The 17,173-nt window shown below is 56.3% G+C and carries 13 protein-coding genes and 1 riboswitch; of the genes, 8 read left to right on the top strand and 5 right to left on the bottom strand.

Features of this window, described 5'->3' with window-relative positions:
* Positions 1–242 precede the first annotated feature (242 nt).
* The 3 genes from ACHZBF_RS02820 (at position 243) to ACHZBF_RS02810 (ending at position 5,233) form a co-directional block, all read left to right on the top strand.
* Positions 243–2,165 (top strand): PrkA family serine protein kinase, encoded by a 1,923-nt coding sequence (locus tag ACHZBF_RS02820; RefSeq protein WP_029132863.1) that lies wholly within the window; start codon positions 243–245, stop codon positions 2,163–2,165.
* Positions 2,166–2,223: 58 nt separating this feature from the next.
* On the top strand, positions 2,224–3,489 hold the full coding sequence (locus ACHZBF_RS02815; RefSeq protein ID WP_321527612.1) for a YeaH/YhbH family protein: 1,266 nt from the start codon (positions 2,224–2,226) through the stop codon (positions 3,487–3,489).
* Between the two features lie 166 nt (positions 3,490–3,655).
* Entirely contained in the window at positions 3,656–5,233 is a 1,578-nt protein-coding gene (locus ACHZBF_RS02810) for a SpoVR family protein (protein WP_321527611.1), read from the top strand.
* Here the strand turns inward: ACHZBF_RS02810 and ACHZBF_RS02805 are convergent.
* Entirely contained in the window at positions 5,230–6,006 is a 777-nt protein-coding gene (locus ACHZBF_RS02805) for an AraC family transcriptional regulator (RefSeq protein WP_321527610.1), read from the bottom strand. The two genes, ACHZBF_RS02810 and ACHZBF_RS02805, sit on opposite strands and share 4 nt — an antisense overlap.
* Positions 6,007–6,076: 70 nt before the next feature.
* On the opposite strand from ACHZBF_RS02805, the gene ACHZBF_RS02800 reads away from it, so the two are divergent.
* The 5 genes from ACHZBF_RS02800 (at position 6,077) to ACHZBF_RS02780 (ending at position 12,829) form a co-directional block, all read left to right on the top strand.
* Positions 6,077–7,270 carry an MFS transporter gene (locus ACHZBF_RS02800; protein ID WP_321527609.1) on the top strand — a complete coding sequence of 398 codons (1,194 nt, stop codon included), beginning with the start codon at positions 6,077–6,079 and terminating at the stop codon, positions 7,268–7,270.
* A gap of 359 nt (positions 7,271–7,629) precedes the next feature.
* A complete protein-coding gene (locus tag ACHZBF_RS02795; protein WP_321527608.1) occupies positions 7,630–8,415 on the top strand; it encodes a TetR/AcrR family transcriptional regulator in 786 nt (261 codons plus the stop codon).
* A 98-nt stretch (positions 8,416–8,513) separates the two neighbouring features.
* Positions 8,514–10,844 carry an efflux RND transporter permease subunit gene (locus ACHZBF_RS02790; RefSeq protein ID WP_321527607.1) on the top strand — a complete coding sequence of 777 codons (2,331 nt, stop codon included), beginning with the start codon at positions 8,514–8,516 and terminating at the stop codon, positions 10,842–10,844.
* Entirely contained in the window at positions 10,834–11,616 is a 783-nt protein-coding gene (locus tag ACHZBF_RS02785) for an outer membrane lipoprotein-sorting protein (RefSeq protein WP_157606752.1), read from the top strand. Before ACHZBF_RS02790 ends, ACHZBF_RS02785 begins: the two co-directional genes overlap by 11 nt.
* 1 nt (position 11,617) lies before the next feature.
* Positions 11,618–12,829, top strand: a complete 1,212-nt coding sequence (locus ACHZBF_RS02780; protein ID WP_321527606.1) for a hypothetical protein — start codon at positions 11,618–11,620, stop codon at positions 12,827–12,829.
* Positions 12,830–12,888: 59 nt separating this feature from the next.
* Here ACHZBF_RS02780 and thiH read toward each other — a convergent pair whose 3' ends face one another.
* From thiH to thiC, 4 genes are read right to left on the bottom strand one after another with little or no spacing between them, the layout of a single operon-like run.
* Positions 12,889–14,001, bottom strand: a complete 1,113-nt coding sequence (gene thiH, locus ACHZBF_RS02775) for a 2-iminoacetate synthase ThiH (protein WP_321527605.1) — start codon at positions 13,999–14,001, stop codon at positions 12,889–12,891.
* Between the two features lie 7 nt (positions 14,002–14,008).
* Positions 14,009–14,788 (bottom strand): thiazole synthase, encoded by a 780-nt coding sequence (locus ACHZBF_RS02770; RefSeq protein ID WP_321527604.1) that lies wholly within the window; start codon positions 14,786–14,788, stop codon positions 14,009–14,011.
* A gap of 42 nt (positions 14,789–14,830) precedes the next feature.
* Positions 14,831–15,028 carry a sulfur carrier protein ThiS gene (thiS, locus tag ACHZBF_RS02765; protein WP_273440680.1) on the bottom strand — a complete coding sequence of 66 codons (198 nt, stop codon included), beginning with the start codon at positions 15,026–15,028 and terminating at the stop codon, positions 14,831–14,833.
* Between the two features lie 9 nt (positions 15,029–15,037).
* On the bottom strand, positions 15,038–16,921 hold the full coding sequence (gene thiC, locus ACHZBF_RS02760; RefSeq protein ID WP_321527603.1) for a phosphomethylpyrimidine synthase ThiC: 1,884 nt from the start codon (positions 16,919–16,921) through the stop codon (positions 15,038–15,040).
* 83 nt (positions 16,922–17,004) lie between these two features.
* Positions 17,005–17,100: riboswitch (TPP riboswitch) on the bottom strand.
* Positions 17,101–17,173 lie beyond the last annotated feature (73 nt).

Genomic DNA, 17,173 nt, shown 5'->3' with positions numbered 1-17,173 from the left:
CGGTCTTTATATAAAACCCGTGTTTTTTTTACAAACATTCACGGCAAAACAAATAAACATAAACTAAGCTTCCTAAATAAGGGACTTGCAAAATTAAAGCCGGATAACACCAACAACAAGCTTGCGCTGGCTGCGCGTAAGGAAACCAGGCAGCGGGCAAACTGGGCGAGGAGAAAACTTACACCATACTGCGGTTAATGCGGATGGCGGTACCGTATAACACTATCAGGAGGGACGACTCCATGACCATATTTGACCATTTCCAGGGCCGTTATGAGGCGGTACAAGAATCGGAAATAACAATCGAAGCCTATCTCGATCTCTGTAAAGAGAGCCGGTCGGCATACGCATCCGCAGCAGAGCGTTTGCTGATTGCCATTGGTGATCCCGTTTTGATCGATACCAGCAAAGACCCACGCCTGAGTCGCATCTTCTCAAACAAGGTAATCAAGACCTACCCCAGTTTCAACGGATTTTACGGAATGGAAGATGCCATAGAGTCTGTGGTGTCTTTTCTGCGTCACGCAGCCCAGGGTCTGGAAGAAAAAAAGCAGATCCTGTACCTGTTAGGCCCGGTGGGTGGCGGCAAGTCGTCCCTTGCCGAACAGCTCAAATACCTGATGGAGAAAGTACCCTTTTATGCCTTAAAAGGTTCTCCGGTTAATGAGAGCCCACTGGGCCTATTCGACCCCGATGAAGATGGCGAACTGATCTTCGAGCGGTATGGCATTCCACGCCGATACCTGGACCATATCCCGAGTCCATGGGCAGTAAAGCGTCTACGTGAGTATGGCGGCGATATCTCCAAATTCAAGGTAGTTAAACTCTGGCCCAGCAGACTCAGCCAGACCGCCATAGCCAAAACCGAACCGGGCGACGAAAACAACCAGGACATCTCCAGCCTGACCGGCAAGGTAGATATCAGAAAGCTGGATGAGTTCTCACAGGATGACCCGGATTGCTACAGCTTTTCAGGTGGCCTTTGCCAGGCAAACCAGGGCTTGCTGGAGTTTGTCGAGATGTTCAAGGCACCGATCAAGGTGCTGCACCCACTGCTCACGGCCACCCAGGAGGGCAACTACAAAGGTACCGAGGGAATCTCCGCCATACCTTTCGAGGGTATTATCCTCGCTCACTCGAATGAATCCGAATGGCAAAGCTTTAAAAACAACAAGAATAATGAGGCATTCCTCGACCGGGTGAACATCGTCAAGGTTCCCTACTGCCTGCGGGTTACGGAAGAGATCGAGATTTATAAAAAACTGATTGCCAACTCCAGTCTGGCAGATGCCCCCTGCGCGCCGGACACCCTGAAGATGATGGCCCAGTTTGCTGTGCTGACCCGACTGAAAGAGCCGGAGAACTCAAACATCTGGAGCAAGATGCGGGTCTACGACGGCGAAAACCTGAAAGATACCGATCCGAAAGCCAAAAGTCTCATGGAGTACAAGGACTACGCCGGTGTCAATGAAGGCATGAACGGCCTTAGCACCCGTTTCTCCTATAAAATACTCTCCAAGGTATTCAACTTTGACAATACCGAGATCGCCGCCAACCCGGTGCATCTGCTCTATGTCCTGGAGCAGCAGATCATGCAGGAGCAGTTTCCTCCCGAGTTGCAGGAGCGTTATCTGGAATACATCAAGGGCCATCTGGTACCGGAGTACATCAAGTTCATCGGCAAGGAGATCCAGACCTCCTATCTGGAGAGTTACTCTGAATATGGCCAGAATATCTTCGACCGTTATGTGACTTATGTGGATTACTGGCTACAGGATCAGGAGTTCCGCGATCCGGATACCGGTGAATTCCTCAACCGCTCCGCCCTCAATGAAGAGCTGGAGAAGATTGAGAAACCGGCCGGCATCTCAAATCCCAAGGACTTCCGGAACGAGATTGTCAACTTCGTACTGCGGGCCAGGGCCAACAATAACGGCAAAAACCCGAACTGGACCAGCTATGAAAAGCTGCGCACAGTTATCGAAAAGAAGATGTTCTCCAACACCGAGGAGCTGTTGCCGGTCATCAGCTTTAACGCCAAGGCCTCCACTGAAGATCAGCAGAAACATGAAGACTTCATCAGCAGGATGATGACCAAAGGCTACACACGAAAGCAGGTCCGGCTGTTATCCGAGTGGTATTTACGGGTACGTAAATCGAACTGAGCCAGAGCGAGGTGATTAACGATCGACCAATAATAGTCTCAGAGTAAGGAAGTAATCCATGGCCATGATCATTGACCGAAGACTCGACGGGCGTAATAAAAGTGCGGTGAACCGTCAGCGCCTGATGCGGAGATATAAGCAGCAGATTAAAAAATCCGTATCGGATGCAATCAGCAAAAGGTCCATCACGGATACACAGTCGGGTGAGAAGATCAATATCCCCGCCAAGGATGTCAAAGAACCGATCATCCATCATGGGCCGGGCGGCATACATGAAAATGTGCATCCGGGAAACAAACAGTTCAGTCAGGGTGACGAGGTCAAGCGTCCCGAAAAATCAGGTCAGGGCGGCGGCGGAAGTCAGGCATCCAACTCCGGCGAAGGGGAAGACGATTTTGGTTTTGAGATATCCAAGGACGAATATCTCGATCTGTTGTTTGAAGAGTTGGCACTACCCAATCTGGTAAAAACCAAGGTGGTGGCACAATCCGCCAAAACGCTGGTCAGGGCCGGGTTCTCAAATACCGGCGTTGCCTCCAATCTGAACCTGTTGCGTACCATGCGGCGGGCCAAAGGCCGCAAGATTGCCATCGCCTCACCCTACAGCAAACGCTGCAAGGAGCTCCAGCAGCTGCTTGAGCTGGAGCTTGAGAAAAAACCGCACAACGAAGAGAAGATAAAAAGCCTGCGTGAGGAGCTGGCGCTACTTCGATCCCGTATTGATACCATTCCCTTTATCGATACTTATGATCTGAAATTCAACCAGTTCATTCCGCAGCCAAAGCCGATCACTCAGGCCGTCATGTTCTGCATCATGGACGTGTCCGGCTCCATGAGTCAGGCCACCAAGGATATTGCCAAGCGCTTTTTTATCCTGCTCTATCTGTTCCTCAGCCGCAGTTATGAAAAGACCGATGTGGTTTTCATCCGCCACCACACCTCGGCCAAGGAGGTGGATGAGGAGGAGTTCTTCTATTCGCGGGAGACTGGCGGCACGATCGTCTCCAGCGCCTTGAAACTCATGCGCGACATTATCCGTGACCGCTACCCCACCGAAGACTGGAATATCTACGCCGCCCAGGCCAGCGACGGAGACAACTGGGAGGATGACAGTGCAACATGCCGCAACCTCATGATCGATTCGATCATGCCGTATCTGCAGTACTACGCCTATGTCGAAATTCACAATCAGGAGCATCAAGGGTTATGGAGGGAGTATGAAAAGGTCTGCGCGGCTTTTGAGACCTTCTCCATGAAACAGATCAGGGATGCCGGCGAGATCTACCCGGTTTTCCATGAACTCTTTAAAAGGCAAGAGGCATGAAAAACTGGCACGATAGACAATTATTACGGCCGCAGGCAGCCCGTCAGGGTGCGGCACACGACTGCATGAATGCAGGAGGTACGACCCCATGGATGGGGGAGGTAGACCGCGTCGGGAACAGGTGGTCGGGAGCGACGCAGGGAGCGGTTGCAGAGGGAGGTGCCGGATGAACACCCCTCGCGGCAAACAGCACTCCGATGACAAGCGGCAACCGACACCCGAGCGGGATCGAGTCATCTCCACCGAATCGGACTGGACTTTTGATCTGATCGACAGGTACAACCAGGAAATCGAACGGATCGCCAAGGATGTCTATCACCTGGACTGCTATCCGGTACAACTGGAACTGATCTCCAGCGAGCAGATGATGGACGCCTACGCCTCGGTCGGCATGCCCATCGGCTATAACCACTGGAGCTTCGGCAAACAGTTTGTCATCACGGAAAAAAACTATAAACGGGGCCAGATGAATCTGGCCTATGAGATCGTAATCAACTCCAATCCCTGTATCGCCTACCTGATGGAGGAGAACACCCTGACCATGCAGGCACTGGTGATTGCCCACGCCGCCTATGGTCATAACAGCTTCTTCAAAGGTAACTACCTGTTCAAGATCTGGACGGATGCCGAGGCGATTATCGATTATCTGATCTTTGCCAAAAATTACATCGCCGAATGCGAAGAGAAACACGGCATTCAGGAGGTAGAGGAGATACTCGACTCCTGCCATGCCCTGATGAATTTTGGCGTCGACCGTTATAAGCGTCGTGCCGGCGAGACCCTTGAAGATGAACCCCACGTACAGTCAGACCGTGAACTGATACTGCAGCACCATGTCAACGAGTTGTGGCGTCAATTGAACATCCATGAGCCTCAGGAAAAAGAGAATAAAATCAAACGCATTCCGCCGGAACCGCAGGAGAATATCCTCTACTTCCTGGAAAAGAACGCCCCCCTATTAAAACCCTGGCAGCGCGAGATCATACGGATAGTGCGTAAAATCGCACAATACTTCTACCCGCAACGGCAAACCCAGGTAATGAACGAAGGGTGGGCCTGTTTCTGGCATTACACCATCATGAATCATATGTATGACGAGGGGCTGATCAACGACGCCGCCATGCTGGAGTTCATGCACACCCATACCAATGTCATCGCCCAACCGGATTTCGATAGTCCCTACTATTCCGGCATCAATCCCTATGCACTGGGTTTCAAGATGATGATGGATATTCGCAATATCTGTGAAAACCCGACCGACGAGGACCTACAGTGGTTCCCGGACATTGCCCATTCAGACTGGCAGACGACTCTCGACTTCGCCATGCGCAACTTCAAGGACGAGAGCTTTATAGGACAATATCTGTCACCCCGATTGATTCGTGAATTCAGGCTGTTTTCGGTACTGGATGACGACCGGGAGGAGAACCTGAGCATCTCCGCCATCCATGATGATGCAGGCTATCGGGCGGTGCGTGAAAAATTGAGTGCCCAGTACAACCTGAGCAACCGGGAACCCAATCTTCAAGTCTACAATGTGAATCATCAAGGAGACAGGACCCTGACACTCCGATATTACAAGGACCGAAACCGCCCCCTTTCGGACACCACCAACGAAGTGATCAAACACCTGCACCGGTTATGGGGTTTCAGGGTCGAGATCGAATCGGTGGAGAGTGATGGCGAAACTCAAATCACGCATCGTTGCCCGCAGCCGGCCGGCGATGAGTTGACAATAGACTAACCAGGGTCCTGCAGGCCGTAACACTTGGGCGAGACGCCCAATTCACTGCGAAACATGGCGGCAAAGGCACTGCTGCTCTGATAGCCCAATTCAAAGGCGACACGGGTGACAGACTCACCCTGTCCCAGTCGTTCAATCGCCTCCATCAGACGCAACCGCCTGCGCCAGGCACCAAAACTCATACCCGTCTCTTTGACAAACAGACGCGACAAGGTCCGCGCACTGGTGCCAACACGCTTTGCCCAATCCTCGATTTTTCCCGAATCGGCGGGCCGCTCAACCAGGGCGTCAATCACCTTCCTGACCTTAGGGTGCCTGGACATGGGCAGATGCAGGGGCGCCCGCTGCATCTGTCGCAGTTCATCCACAATCACCTCCATCAAGCGTCGCTCCGGCCCCAGCGGCGGATAGCTGTTGCCGATCTTCACCGCGCGCAATATCAGCTCCCGCAATAGCGGGCTCACGGCAATGACACAGCAGTCAGCCGGCAGACCACCGCTCCAGGCGGGATCAACATAGATGGAGCGAATGGCAATCGCCTCGGTGGCAATCACCTGATGCTCTATCATGGACGGTATCCACACTGCCTGACTCGAAGGTACCAGCCAGGTTCCCAACCTGGTAATCACCCGCATCACACCCTCAATGGAATAGAGCAGTTGGGCCCGGGGGTGGGTATGAGGCGCACCCTGCTCCCGCTCAAGATCAAGTGCGATCGAGACCACAGGAAGGTCAGGATTGAGGATCTGCCCGGTGGGTGAAGATGGCAACATTGGCATTTTCTCTATAAAAAATGTCTTTTTAACTGTAACACGCCATAGCAGATTGAGCGACAATCAGCCGATGAGACCCCCGATTGCCCATCCCTGGAAACGCCCCGATCTCCTGCTGATGCTGATGGCCGCCGCCGTGCCCATCAGTTTTGCCGCCTGGCAGGCGCTGCTGAACAACTTCGCCATCGAGATGGCCGCCTTTACCGGCAAGGAGATGGGTATACTGCAGAGCCTGCGTGAAATTCCCGGATTCCTCGCCTTTGGCGTGATTTTTCTGCTTCTGCTGTTCCGTGAACAGACCCTGGCCTATATCTCCCTGCTGCTGCTCGGCATCGGCACTGCACTGACCGGCTTTTTCCCGTCGGTGATCGGCCTTTACCTCACCACTATTGTGATGTCGCTCGGCTTCCATTATTACGAGACGCTGCAGACCTCGCTCGCCCTGCAGTGGATAGACAAGCAGTCATCCGCCGAAACCCTGGGACGCCTGATCGCCACCGGATCTTTTGCCGCTATCCTCACCTTCGGCCTGATCTGGCTGGGCACTGACCTGCTGCAGTTGGACTATCAATGGCTCTATCTGCTCACCGGCGGGATCACGGTCATTATCGCCCTGATCGCCTGGATAGCTTTTCCACTGTTTCCCCAGCATACCGAACAGCACAAGCACATGGTGCTGCGGCGTCGCTACTGGCTCTACTATGCGCTCACCTTCATGTCTGGCGCGCGTCGGCAGATATTCGTGGTATTCGCCGGTTTCCTGATGGTAGAGAAGTTCGGCTACTCGGTCGGTGATATCGCCATGCTGTTTCTGCTCAACGCCTCGATGAATGTGTTGTTCGCCCGACGCATCGGCCGACTGGTCGGTCGGATCGGCGAGCGCAATGCACTGCTGATCGAATATACCGGCCTGATCCTGGTGTTCAGCGGCTACGCCCTGGTCGAGCAGGCCGAACTGGCCGCCGGGCTCTATGTCCTGGACCACCTGTTCTTCGCCATGGCCATCGCCCTCAAGACCTATTTCCAGAAAATCGCCGCCCCCGAGGATATTGCCGCCACTGCCGGTGTCAGCTTCTCCATCAACCACATTGCGGCCGTGGTGATACCAGCCAGCTTCGGGCTGCTCTGGCTCGCCTCGCCGGAGCTGGTGTTCTACTTCGGAGCGGCGATGGCGCTAGTCTCACTGCTGCTCTCCCTGCTGATCCCGGATGCCCCGAAGGCCGGCTACGAGCACCGTTTTTCACGCCTGGCGGCAGAACGCTGACCCATGGTACCTCGGCCGGCGACCTGTGGGTCCGACAATCACGGCAGGACGCGGCTGCTACCACGATGCCACCTACCTCCCGAGTTTGATGGGGAATCGGAAAATCGATTCCGGCAAGGTTGCCAAGTGCGCAAAGGTGGGAATAGTTCAGTAAACTGGCATGATCGATCGCACCGGTTTATCCCTGGCAATACGAAGCAGGCGTTAACCCCTGTTTCCCGGACACCCGTCACATCTTTGCAAGCGATAAATGACACATCATACGGTCTGACCAATTGACAGCCCTGTTTCTGCGACTAGAATTGACAATTCGTCAGTGACGAATCGTCAATATACTCCGGAGTTTCAGGCATTGGTCCATGAGCCCAAGAATTGTCAATACAGAGCGACTGCTGGCACGCGAACAGGAGCTGATTGAAACCGCCCTGAGTATCATGGAGCAGGACGGCACCGCCGGGTTGACCATGGACAAGGTCGTGGCAAGAGTCCCTTATTCCAAGGGAACCGTCTACAACCATTTCTGCAGCCGGGAAGATCTGCTGACCGGCATCTGTAACGCCGGCATGGCAAGTCTCGCGGAGTTGTTTACCCGGGCCGCTGCATTTCAGGGGACCACCAGAGAGCGGTTGCTGGCCATCCACTGCGCCTATCTGTTGCATGCCTTGCTGGATCCCACCAGATTTATGCTGGTCATCTCGGCCAAGACTGCCAATCTGATTGAACGCACCTCGGAGCGCCGGCTTACCGCGCACTATGAGTTGGAAGGCCGCCTGATGGGCCCCATGCTTAAACTGGTGGACGAGGCCATAGCGACAGGCGAGTTGACACTGGCACCCCACCTCAGTCGCCGGCAGATTGTGTTTACCAACTGGGCCGGGAGTTTTGGCGCAATCTCACTGCTGATCAGCAGCCAGGACAAATGCAGCTGCAGAGACGCCCTGGATACGCAAACCGAGGTATTCAATCACGCCAACCTGCTGCTGGACGGTATGTTGTGGCAACCGCTGGCGCGTGAATGGGATTACGACTCTACACTGAAACGTATCAGAACAGAGATATTCCCCCGGGAATCCGCACTGATCGACAAACTGGGAGAAGATGTCCAGTGCCAGGAAAAAATGTCCAATCTCAAGACAGGCGGTTAGCCATTGCGAAAAAACTTACCCAGTCAATTAGCGGTTCGCGGACCACAGAACAGGTGTGATTGTCGCATTCAGGTGCACCCATCAAGGAGAAAAAAATCATGCACCAGAGGTTGACACAATGGGTACTGAAGCACCCCGTGCTTGTCATACTGTCCACTATTCTGTTGGTTGTGGTGGCAGCTTCGGGAGCGCAGCATCTGGTCTTCAAAAGTGACTACCGGGTATTTTTCGGCAAGGAAAACCCCCAGTTGAATGCCTATGAGGCGATTCAGAAAATCTACAACAAAAGCGATAATGTCGCTTTCATCATCGCCCCAAAAGATGGTCAGGTCTTTACCAGCGAGCGGCTCGAAGCGATCAGGGAACTCACCGAAGCCTCCTGGCAGATCCCCTTCTCCACCCGGGTCGACTCCATCACTAACTACCAGTACAGCTATGCCGACGGCGATGAGCTGATTGTTGAAGACCTGGCCCTGGAACCGCTACAGATGGATCAGGCTGCGCTGGAGCGGGCCAGAGACATTGCCATCAATGAGCCGCTGCTCAGAAACAAACTGATCTCACCCCAGGCCCATGTGACGCTGGTCAACACCACGGTGCAACTTCCGGGGATAAATCCCGTGGAAGAGGTACCACAGATCGCCAGCAAGGTACGTGAACTGCAAAGCCAGTTCATAGCGAAAAACCCGGACGTGGACGTCTATCTCTCCGGCATGGTGATGATGAACAACAGCTTTGCCGAGGCATCCCTGGAGGATAGCGCCACCCTGGTGCCGGTGATGTTTCTAATCGTGGCGCTGACCATCGGGCTGCTCCTGCGGACCATCACCGGCACTCTCTCCACCATTCTCATCATCATCTTCAGCATTGCCGCCACCATGGGCATCGCCGGCTGGACCGGCTTTTACCTGACCGGCCCCTCCGCCAGCGCACCGACCATGATTCTGACCCTGGCAGTGGCCGACTGTATCCATATCCTGACTACGCTGTTCCATGAGATGCGTAATGGGATCGAAAAACGCCAGGCCATTCTGGACAGTCTGAGAATCAATTATCAGCCGATTTTTCTCACCAGTGTCACTACCGCCATCGGCTTCCTCAGCATGAACTTTTCCGACTCCCCACCGTTCCGGGACCTGGGCAACCTGGTTGCCATCGGCGTGATGCTCGCCTTTCTCTTCTCCGTCACCCTGTTTCCCGCCCTGCTGTCGCTGCTGCCCCTGAAAGTGAAGCCGCACAAGGCGCGGGGCGATCTGATGATGCACTTTGCCGATTTTGTCGTGCATAACCGCCGCTGGCTGTTGCCGGTCACATCCCTGATCATGGTTTTCATCATGCTGTTTCTGCCGCAGAACAAACTCAATGATGATTTCGTCAAATATTTCGACACCACGGTTCCTTTCCGACAAGCCACCGATTTCATGCAGGAGAACATCTCCGGCATGACCACCATGGAGATCTCCCTCGACACCGGCAAATCCAGCGGCATCAACGATCCGGCTTTCCTGCAGAAACTGGAACAGCTGAGCCAGTGGTTGCGCGACCAACCAGAGACGGATCATGTCAACACCCTGAGCGACACCCTGAAACGGCTCAATCGCAACATGCATGCGGATGACCCGTCCTGGTATCGCCTGCCCGACAGCCAGGAGCTGGCAGCACAGTACCTGCTGCTGTATGAGATGTCCCTGCCCTATGGATTGGATCTGAATAACCAGCTTAACGTGGACAAATCCTCCACTCGCCTGATTGCAACCTTCGACAACATGACCAGCAACGAGCAGATTGAACTGGAGCAGCGGATACTGCACTGGCTTGAACTCAATGCCCCCGAATACCAAGTGACCATCGCCAGCCCGGCCCTGATGTTCTCCCATATCGGCCAGCGCAATATTCGCAGTATGCTGCTGGGCGTCACCTTTGCACTGATCCTGATCTCCCTGCTGCTCGGCATTGCCCTGAAATCGATCAAGTTCGGCCTGATCAGCCTGCTACCGAATCTGACTCCGGCTGCAGTTGGCTTTGGTGCCTGGTATTTCATCAACGGCCAGGTAGGATTGGCACTGTCGGTGGTGGCCGGCATGACCCTCGGCATTGTGGTGGATGATACGGTCCACTTCCTGAGCAAATACCTGCGGGCCCGCCGGGAGCGTAACGCTAACCCGCATGCGGCGGTGCGTTACGCCTTCAGCAGTGTCGGCCGGGCACTCTGGATCACCACCCTGGTGCTGGTCTGCGGTTTCATGGTACTGGCGCAGTCCACCTTCAAGGTGAATGCCGATATGGGACTGTTGACGGCACTGACCATCCTGATCGCGCTGGCCATCGACTTCCTGTTCCTGCCGCCGCTACTGATGAAACTCGATACCCACCCGATTACCACAACTGAAGGAGCCATAAAGGATGAGAAGGCAAAGAATGCCGCTTAGAATATTCCTGATACTGACACTGCTTGGCGTACAACCGCTGTTGCATGCTGAATCGGCGGAAGAGAAAGGCCAGGCCATCGCCGCCGAGAGCATTGCCCGAGACACCGGCTGGGGTGACATGAAAGCCGATATGCAGATGATCCTGCGCAACCGACAGGGTGAGGAGAGCCTGCGTGAAATCCGCATGCAATCCCTCGAACAGGAGAACGATGGCGACAAGAGCCTGACGGTGTTCGACAAACCACTGGATGTGAAGGGCACCGCCTTCCTCAGCTTTTCTCACGCCCTGGGAGCCGATGACCAGTGGCTCTACCTGCCGGCATTGAAGCGGGTCAAACGAATCTCGTCACGTAACAAATCCGGGCCCTTCATGGGTTCCGAGTTTGCCTATGAAGACCTCAGCTCGTTCGAGATCGAGAAGTACACCTACAAGTACATCAAGGACGAAGTGATTGATGGCCTGGACTGCTTCGTGGTCGAACAGTACCCGGTGGACAAGAATTCCGGCTACACCCGCCGCCTGGTATGGATTGACAAGGCGGAATACCGGGTACAGCGAGCGGAGTTCTATGATCGCAAGGACAGCCCGCTGAAAACCCTCACTTACACCGGTTATCAACAGTACCTGAACAAATACTGGCGACCGGACCGGATGGATATGGTCAATCACCAGACCGGGAAAAGTACTGAACTGCGCTGGATGAATTACCAGTTCGGGAGCGGTCTCGACGAGGCGGATTTTAATAAAAACAGCCTGAAGCGTGCCCGTTGACATGGGCCGAGGATGTCAGATAAAGCAGTGGCTGCCCATTATCCTGTTGGTATTGCCGGCTATCGGTGCCGCAGAAAACCGGTTGGAGACCAGCGGCAAGGCGGGCCTTGAGTTACGGTTGTTTCCGCACAGTCCCCAGTTTGCCGAACAGTATGATACATCCAATCTCTCCGGCTTTTTTGAGCCGCAGTTTTTCTACACCTGGAACGATGATGCCGACTATGTGAAGTTCATCCCCTACCTGCGCTGGGACCAACACGACCGGGAACGCAGCCATGGCGATATCCGGCAACTGAGCTGGAGCCATATCGGCGACGACTGGGAATTGCACAGCGGGATCAACAAGGTGTTCTGGGGCGTCACCGAGTTTCAGCACCTGGTCGACACCATCAACCAGACGGATGGGGTTGAGGATATCGACGGCGAGGACAAACTGGGGCAACCCATGATCCACCTCTCCCTGGCTAGATCCTGGGGCATACTGGACCTGTTCGCCCTGCCCGGTTTTCGTGAGCGCACCTTTGCCGGTACCGACGGACGCCTGCGAAGTGGACTGGTGGTGGACACCAGCCAGGCGGCCTATGAATCTGCAGCCCGTGACACCCATCTTGATCTGGCGGCCCGCTGGAGTCGCACCCTGGGCGACTATGATATCGGCCTGCACTGGTTCCGTGGCACCAACCGGGAACCGCTCCTGCTGCCTGGCACGGATGGCGGCGGCAACCCCGTCCTGACTCCCTACTATGAACAGATCAACCAGCTCGGCATGGATCTGCAGGCGACGCTGGATGACTGGCTGTGGAAACTGGAGATGCGCTGGCGCGACGGTCAGCGCGACAGTTTCTGGGCTCTGCAAGGCGGCTTTGAGTACACACTGTACGGCATCGCCGACAGCGACACCGACCTGGGACTGCTGCTGGAGTACGGCTGGGACGAACGGGGAACCCGTTCCACCAGCCTGGCCCAAAATGATCTCTTTTTTGGCGCGCGCATCGCCCTGAATGACGCCGAGAGCAGTGAACTGTTGGCCGGTATCGGTTATGACCTGGATTATCACAGTCATAGCCTGCAGATAGAGGCCAGCAGCCGCATCGGCAGCGGCTGGAAGGCCAGCCTGGATCTGCGCCTGTTCTCCGGGAACGAGCTCAATGATCCGCTTTCGGCACTGCGCCGGGATGATCATTTGCAACTCACCCTGGAACGCTATTTCTGATTGCCAGCCCTGTCAGCCAGCCATAGGGCGTCCCGTGGACGACGCCCCCTCCTGCTTCATCAACCCAGCACTGAATCCCAATCTTTCCAGACCGGTTCGAACCCCTGGCGGCGGATCATTGCCGCCACCTCTTCGGCGCTGCGCTCGTCGCTGATCTCGAACTGCTCCAGCGCCTCCTCCTCAATGGAGTAGCCGCCCGGCTCGGTCTTGGAACCGGCACTCATGGAGGTGATGCCCAGCTTCAGCAGGTGATCGCGAAACTCGGGACACTCCCGGGTGGAGAGGGAGATCTCCACATTCTCGCTATAGATCCGATAGGCGCAGATCAGCTGCACGAAATCCCGGTCCGTTACCACCACGTTGGGCGACTGCACCCCCTCGGCTGGCCGCAAGCGTGGCAAAGAGATGGAGTACTTGGTCTGCCAGTATTGACGCTCCAGATAACCCAGGTGGAGGGCGATAAATCCGGCATCGGTACGCCAATCCTCCAGCCCCAGCAGAGTGCCCAGGCCGATACGATGAATCCCGGCACGCCCCAGCCGATCCGGGGTCTCCAGGCGGTATTCGAAGTTGCCCTTCTTGCCTTTCGGGTGATATTGCTTGTAGTTGTCCCGGTGGTAGGTCTCCTGATAGAGCAGCACACTGTTGAGGCCTTTCTTGATCAGCCGTTCATAATCGGCCTGATCCAGGGACTGCACCTCCATGGAGAGGCTGGAAAAATAGGGTCTGACCCACTCCAGCGCCTGCTCCAGATAGTCCACCCCGACCGTGCGATTGGCCTCACCGGTCACCAGCAGCAGATGTTCGAAGCCATGACTCTTGATCGCCGCCACTTCCTGCATGATCTGCTGCTGATTCAGGGTCCGGCGTTCCAGCTTGTTGTGCACGCTGAAACCGCAATAGGTGCAGATGTTGTGGCACTCGTTGGAAAGATACATCGGGATATAGAGCTGGGTGGTATTGCCGAAGCGCTTGCGCGTGAGCTTATAGCTCAGCTGCGCCATCTGCTCCAGATAAGGCACCGCCACCGGCGAGATCAGGGCACAGAAATCATCCAGGTCCCGCTTGCCGTGCCTGTTCAGCGCCCGCTCCACATCGGCAGCCTGCTTGCTGTTGATGCGTTCCGCCATCCCTTCCCAGCTGTGACGTTCGAAGGTGTCCAGAAAGGTCATTTCGTTTTTACTCCTGTCCAAGGAATGCAGTGAGCGGGCTGCTCGCCTCGGCCGCTTTGCTGACATTGCCCAGCCGCGCCTCGTAGGCCATGCGGCCGCACAGGGTGGCCATTTTGAACGCCTCGGCCATGACAACCGGATCGCCAGCCACGGCAATGGCGGTATTCACCAGCACCGCGTCGGCGCCCATCTCCATCGCCTCGGCCGCCTGGGACGGCGCGCCGATACCGGCATCCACCACCACCGGCACCGTGCTCTGCTCGATGATAATCTCCAGCATGGCGCGGGTCTGCAGTCCCTGGTTGGTGCCGATGGGTGCCCCCAACGGCATCACGGCGGCGGCGCCCGCATCTTCCAGACGCTTGCAGAGCACCGGGTCGGCATTGATATAGGGCAGGATGATAAAGCCCTCTTTGGCCAATATCTCGGTGGCCGCCAGGGTCTCGATGGGGTCCGGCAGCAGATAGCGCGGATCGGGGTGGATCTCCAGCTTCAGCAGATTGGTCTGCAGCGCCTCCCGCGCCAGTTGCGCCGCCAGCACCGCCTCCTTGGCAGTGCGCACGCCCGAAGTATTCGGCAGCAGGTTGACGCCGGGGATCTGCAGATGGGAGACCACCTCGTCCTCCTGCTCCTGCAGCCGTACCCGCCGTAGCGCCACGGTGACCAGCTCACTGCCGGAGGCGACCACTGCATCGTGCATCAATTGATTCGAGCCGAACTTGCCGGTGCCGAGAAACAGCCGTGACTGAAAGGTATGTTCGGCAATCTTTAATGGTTCAGTTTTCATGCTTTACCCGTTCCTTGAATAACGGAGAGGCCACCGGTTGGCTCAACCGCCCTGGACCGGGGCAATTACCAGCACCCGATCCTGCTCCTGCAGCCGGTAGTCGGGCCACTCATCCTGGCGGATGACGGTGTCGTTCACCGCCACCGCCACCGGGCGTCCACCGGTGAGGTCGGCGAGCAGCGACGCCAGGGTCTGACCGGGCTCGATCCGGGTCTCTTCATCATTCACAAAAATATTCATTGCCCAGCCTCAGGCCTCTTTGTAGATCTCGCTGCCACCGGCGGTGAACTCCTGCGATTTTTCGCTCATGCCCACCTCCACGGCGGCCGCCAGATCATCCAGCCCCCGCTTGTTGGCGTACTCGCGCACATCCTGGGAGATTTTCATGGAGCAGAACTTGGGGCCGCACATGGAACAGAAGTGGGCTACCTTGGCCGACTCCTTGGGCAGGGTAGCGTCGTGATACTCCCGCGCCCGCTCCGGGTCGAGTCCCAGGTTGAACTGGTCCTCCCAGCGGAACTCGAAGCGCGCCTTGGACATGGCGTTGTCGCGAATCTGCGCGCCGGGATGTCCCTTGGCCAGGTCCGCCGCATGGGCGGCGATCTTGTAGGTGATAATGCCCTCGCGCACGTCTTCCTTGTCCGGCAGGCCGAGATGCTCCTTCGGGGTGACATAGCAGAGCATGGCGCAGCCGTACCAGCCGATCATGGCGGCACCGATGCCGGAGGTGATGTGGTCATAGCCGGGGGCGATATCAGTGACCAGCGGACCCAGGGTATAGAAGGGGGCCTCGTAGCACTCCTGCAGCTCCTTATCCATGTTCTCCTTGATCATCTGCATCGGCACATGACCGGGACCCTCGATCATCACCTGCACATCATGCTCCCACGCCTTCTTGGTCAACTCGCCCAGGGTCTCCAGTTCGGCAAACTGGGCCTGGTCATTGCCATCGGCGATGGATCCGGGGCGCAGCCCGTCACCCAGTGAGAAGGCGACATCGTAGGCCTTCATGATCTCGCAGATCTCGTCGAAGCGGGTGTAAAGGAAATTCTCCTGATGATGTGCTAGGCACCACTTGGCCAGGATGGAGCCGCCACGGGAGACAATGCCGGTCACCCGCTGGGCGGTCATCGGGACGTAGCGCAGCAGCACGCCGGCGTGGATGGTGAAGTAGTCCACCCCCTGCTCCGCTTGCTCGATCAGGGTATCGCGCATCACCTCCCAGTTGAGGTCCTCGGCGATGCCGCCCACCTTCTCCAGCGCCTGGTAGATCGGCACCGTGCCGATCGGTACCGGCGAGTTACGCAGGATCCACTCGCGGGTCTCGTGGATATTCTTGCCGGTGGAGAGATCCATGATGGTATCGGCGCCCCAGCGGATACCCCAGGCCATCTTCTCCACCTCTTCCTCGATACTGGAACCGAGCGCGGAGTTACCGATATTGCCGTTGATCTTGACCAGGAAGTTACGGCCGATAATCATCGGCTCCAGCTCAGTATGGTTGATATTGGCCGGGATGATCGCCCGGCCTCGCGCCACCTCTTCGCGGACAAACTCCGGAGTGATCTCCTTGGGGATTGCAGCACCGAAGCTGAAACCGGGGTGTTGTTGCTGCAGCAGCCCCTGCTCCCGCGCCTCCTGCAGGCGCATGTTCTCGCGCAGGGCGATGAACTCCATTTCAGGCGTCACTATGCCCTTGCGGGCATAGTGCATCTGGGTCACATTGGCACCGGACCTGGCCCGGCGCGGCTCGCGCAGATGCTCAAAGCGCAGGGCATCCAGTTCCGGATTATCCTTCCTCTGGCGGGTGAACTGAGAACTGACTCCGGACAGTCTTTCAGTGTCATTCCGCTCTTCGATCCAGCTACGACGGATCTCCGGCAGGCCCGCCCGCAGATCAATTTTCGCATCGGGGTCGGTATAGATTCCGGAGGTATCGTAGACCAGCACCGGCGGATTCTTCTCCGCGCCAAAGCTGGCCGGTGTATCCGTCAGGGAGATCTCACGCATCGGCACCCGAATATCTGGGCGACTCCCCTGCAGGTAGATCTTGCGGGAACCGGGAAAGCTCTCGACCGCCATGTTGCCGGTATCGACTGAGTGCTGTGGCTGCGTGTTGTCTTTGGATTGCATTGCGTTTCGTCCTCCATTAAGGGGATGGGTCAGACGAAACGGGGGTTTGAACGGAAAGGAAGGAGTGTCGCTCTTGTTTAGCCTGCAGAACAGAGCCAGCTTCCCTACGCCGGTATGACCCGGATCAGGTTCAAAGGGTATTTCTCAGCCACCTCCCGGTGGCACCCCCGCTTCTATCAGGGCAGAGTATCCGCCCACATGCGCCACATGGTACAGCAAACGAATGCAGCGCGGCAATGTTCAAAAAAACTG

Origin of the sequence: Sedimenticola selenatireducens (assembly GCF_963675335.2) — a bacterium.
Classification (GTDB): domain Bacteria; phylum Pseudomonadota; class Gammaproteobacteria; order Chromatiales; family Chromatiaceae; genus Sedimenticola; species Sedimenticola selenatireducens.
The sequence above is the reverse complement of the archived record's forward strand: the minus strand, read 5'-3'. Positions and strand labels throughout refer to the sequence as shown.

Excerpts from the sequence above, each read along its gene's own strand:
- ACHZBF_RS02810 (WP_321527611.1), top strand. The coding sequence starts at position 3,656 with ATGAACACCCCTCGCGGCAAACAGCACTCCGATGACAAGCGGCAACCG.
- ACHZBF_RS02820 (WP_029132863.1), top strand. The coding sequence starts at position 243 with ATGACCATATTTGACCATTTCCAGGGCCGTTATGAGGCGGTACAAGAA.
- ACHZBF_RS02815 (WP_321527612.1), top strand. The coding sequence starts at position 2,224 with ATGGCCATGATCATTGACCGAAGACTCGACGGGCGTAATAAAAGTGCG.
- ACHZBF_RS02790 (WP_321527607.1), top strand. The coding sequence starts at position 8,514 with ATGCACCAGAGGTTGACACAATGGGTACTGAAGCACCCCGTGCTTGTC.
- thiS (WP_273440680.1), bottom strand. The coding sequence starts at position 15,028 with ATGAATATTTTTGTGAATGATGAAGAGACCCGGATCGAGCCCGGTCAG.
- ACHZBF_RS02805 (WP_321527610.1), bottom strand. The coding sequence starts at position 6,006 with ATGTTGCCATCTTCACCCACCGGGCAGATCCTCAATCCTGACCTTCCT.
- thiC (WP_321527603.1), bottom strand. The coding sequence starts at position 16,921 with ATGCAATCCAAAGACAACACGCAGCCACAGCACTCAGTCGATACCGGC.
- ACHZBF_RS02795 (WP_321527608.1), top strand. The coding sequence starts at position 7,630 with ATGAGCCCAAGAATTGTCAATACAGAGCGACTGCTGGCACGCGAACAG.
- thiH (WP_321527605.1), bottom strand. The coding sequence starts at position 14,001 with ATGACCTTTCTGGACACCTTCGAACGTCACAGCTGGGAAGGGATGGCG.
- ACHZBF_RS02770 (WP_321527604.1), bottom strand. The coding sequence starts at position 14,788 with ATGAAAACTGAACCATTAAAGATTGCCGAACATACCTTTCAGTCACGG.
- ACHZBF_RS02800 (WP_321527609.1), top strand. The coding sequence starts at position 6,077 with ATGAGACCCCCGATTGCCCATCCCTGGAAACGCCCCGATCTCCTGCTG.
- ACHZBF_RS02785 (WP_157606752.1), top strand. The coding sequence starts at position 10,834 with ATGCCGCTTAGAATATTCCTGATACTGACACTGCTTGGCGTACAACCG.
- ACHZBF_RS02780 (WP_321527606.1), top strand. The coding sequence starts at position 11,618 with ATGGGCCGAGGATGTCAGATAAAGCAGTGGCTGCCCATTATCCTGTTG.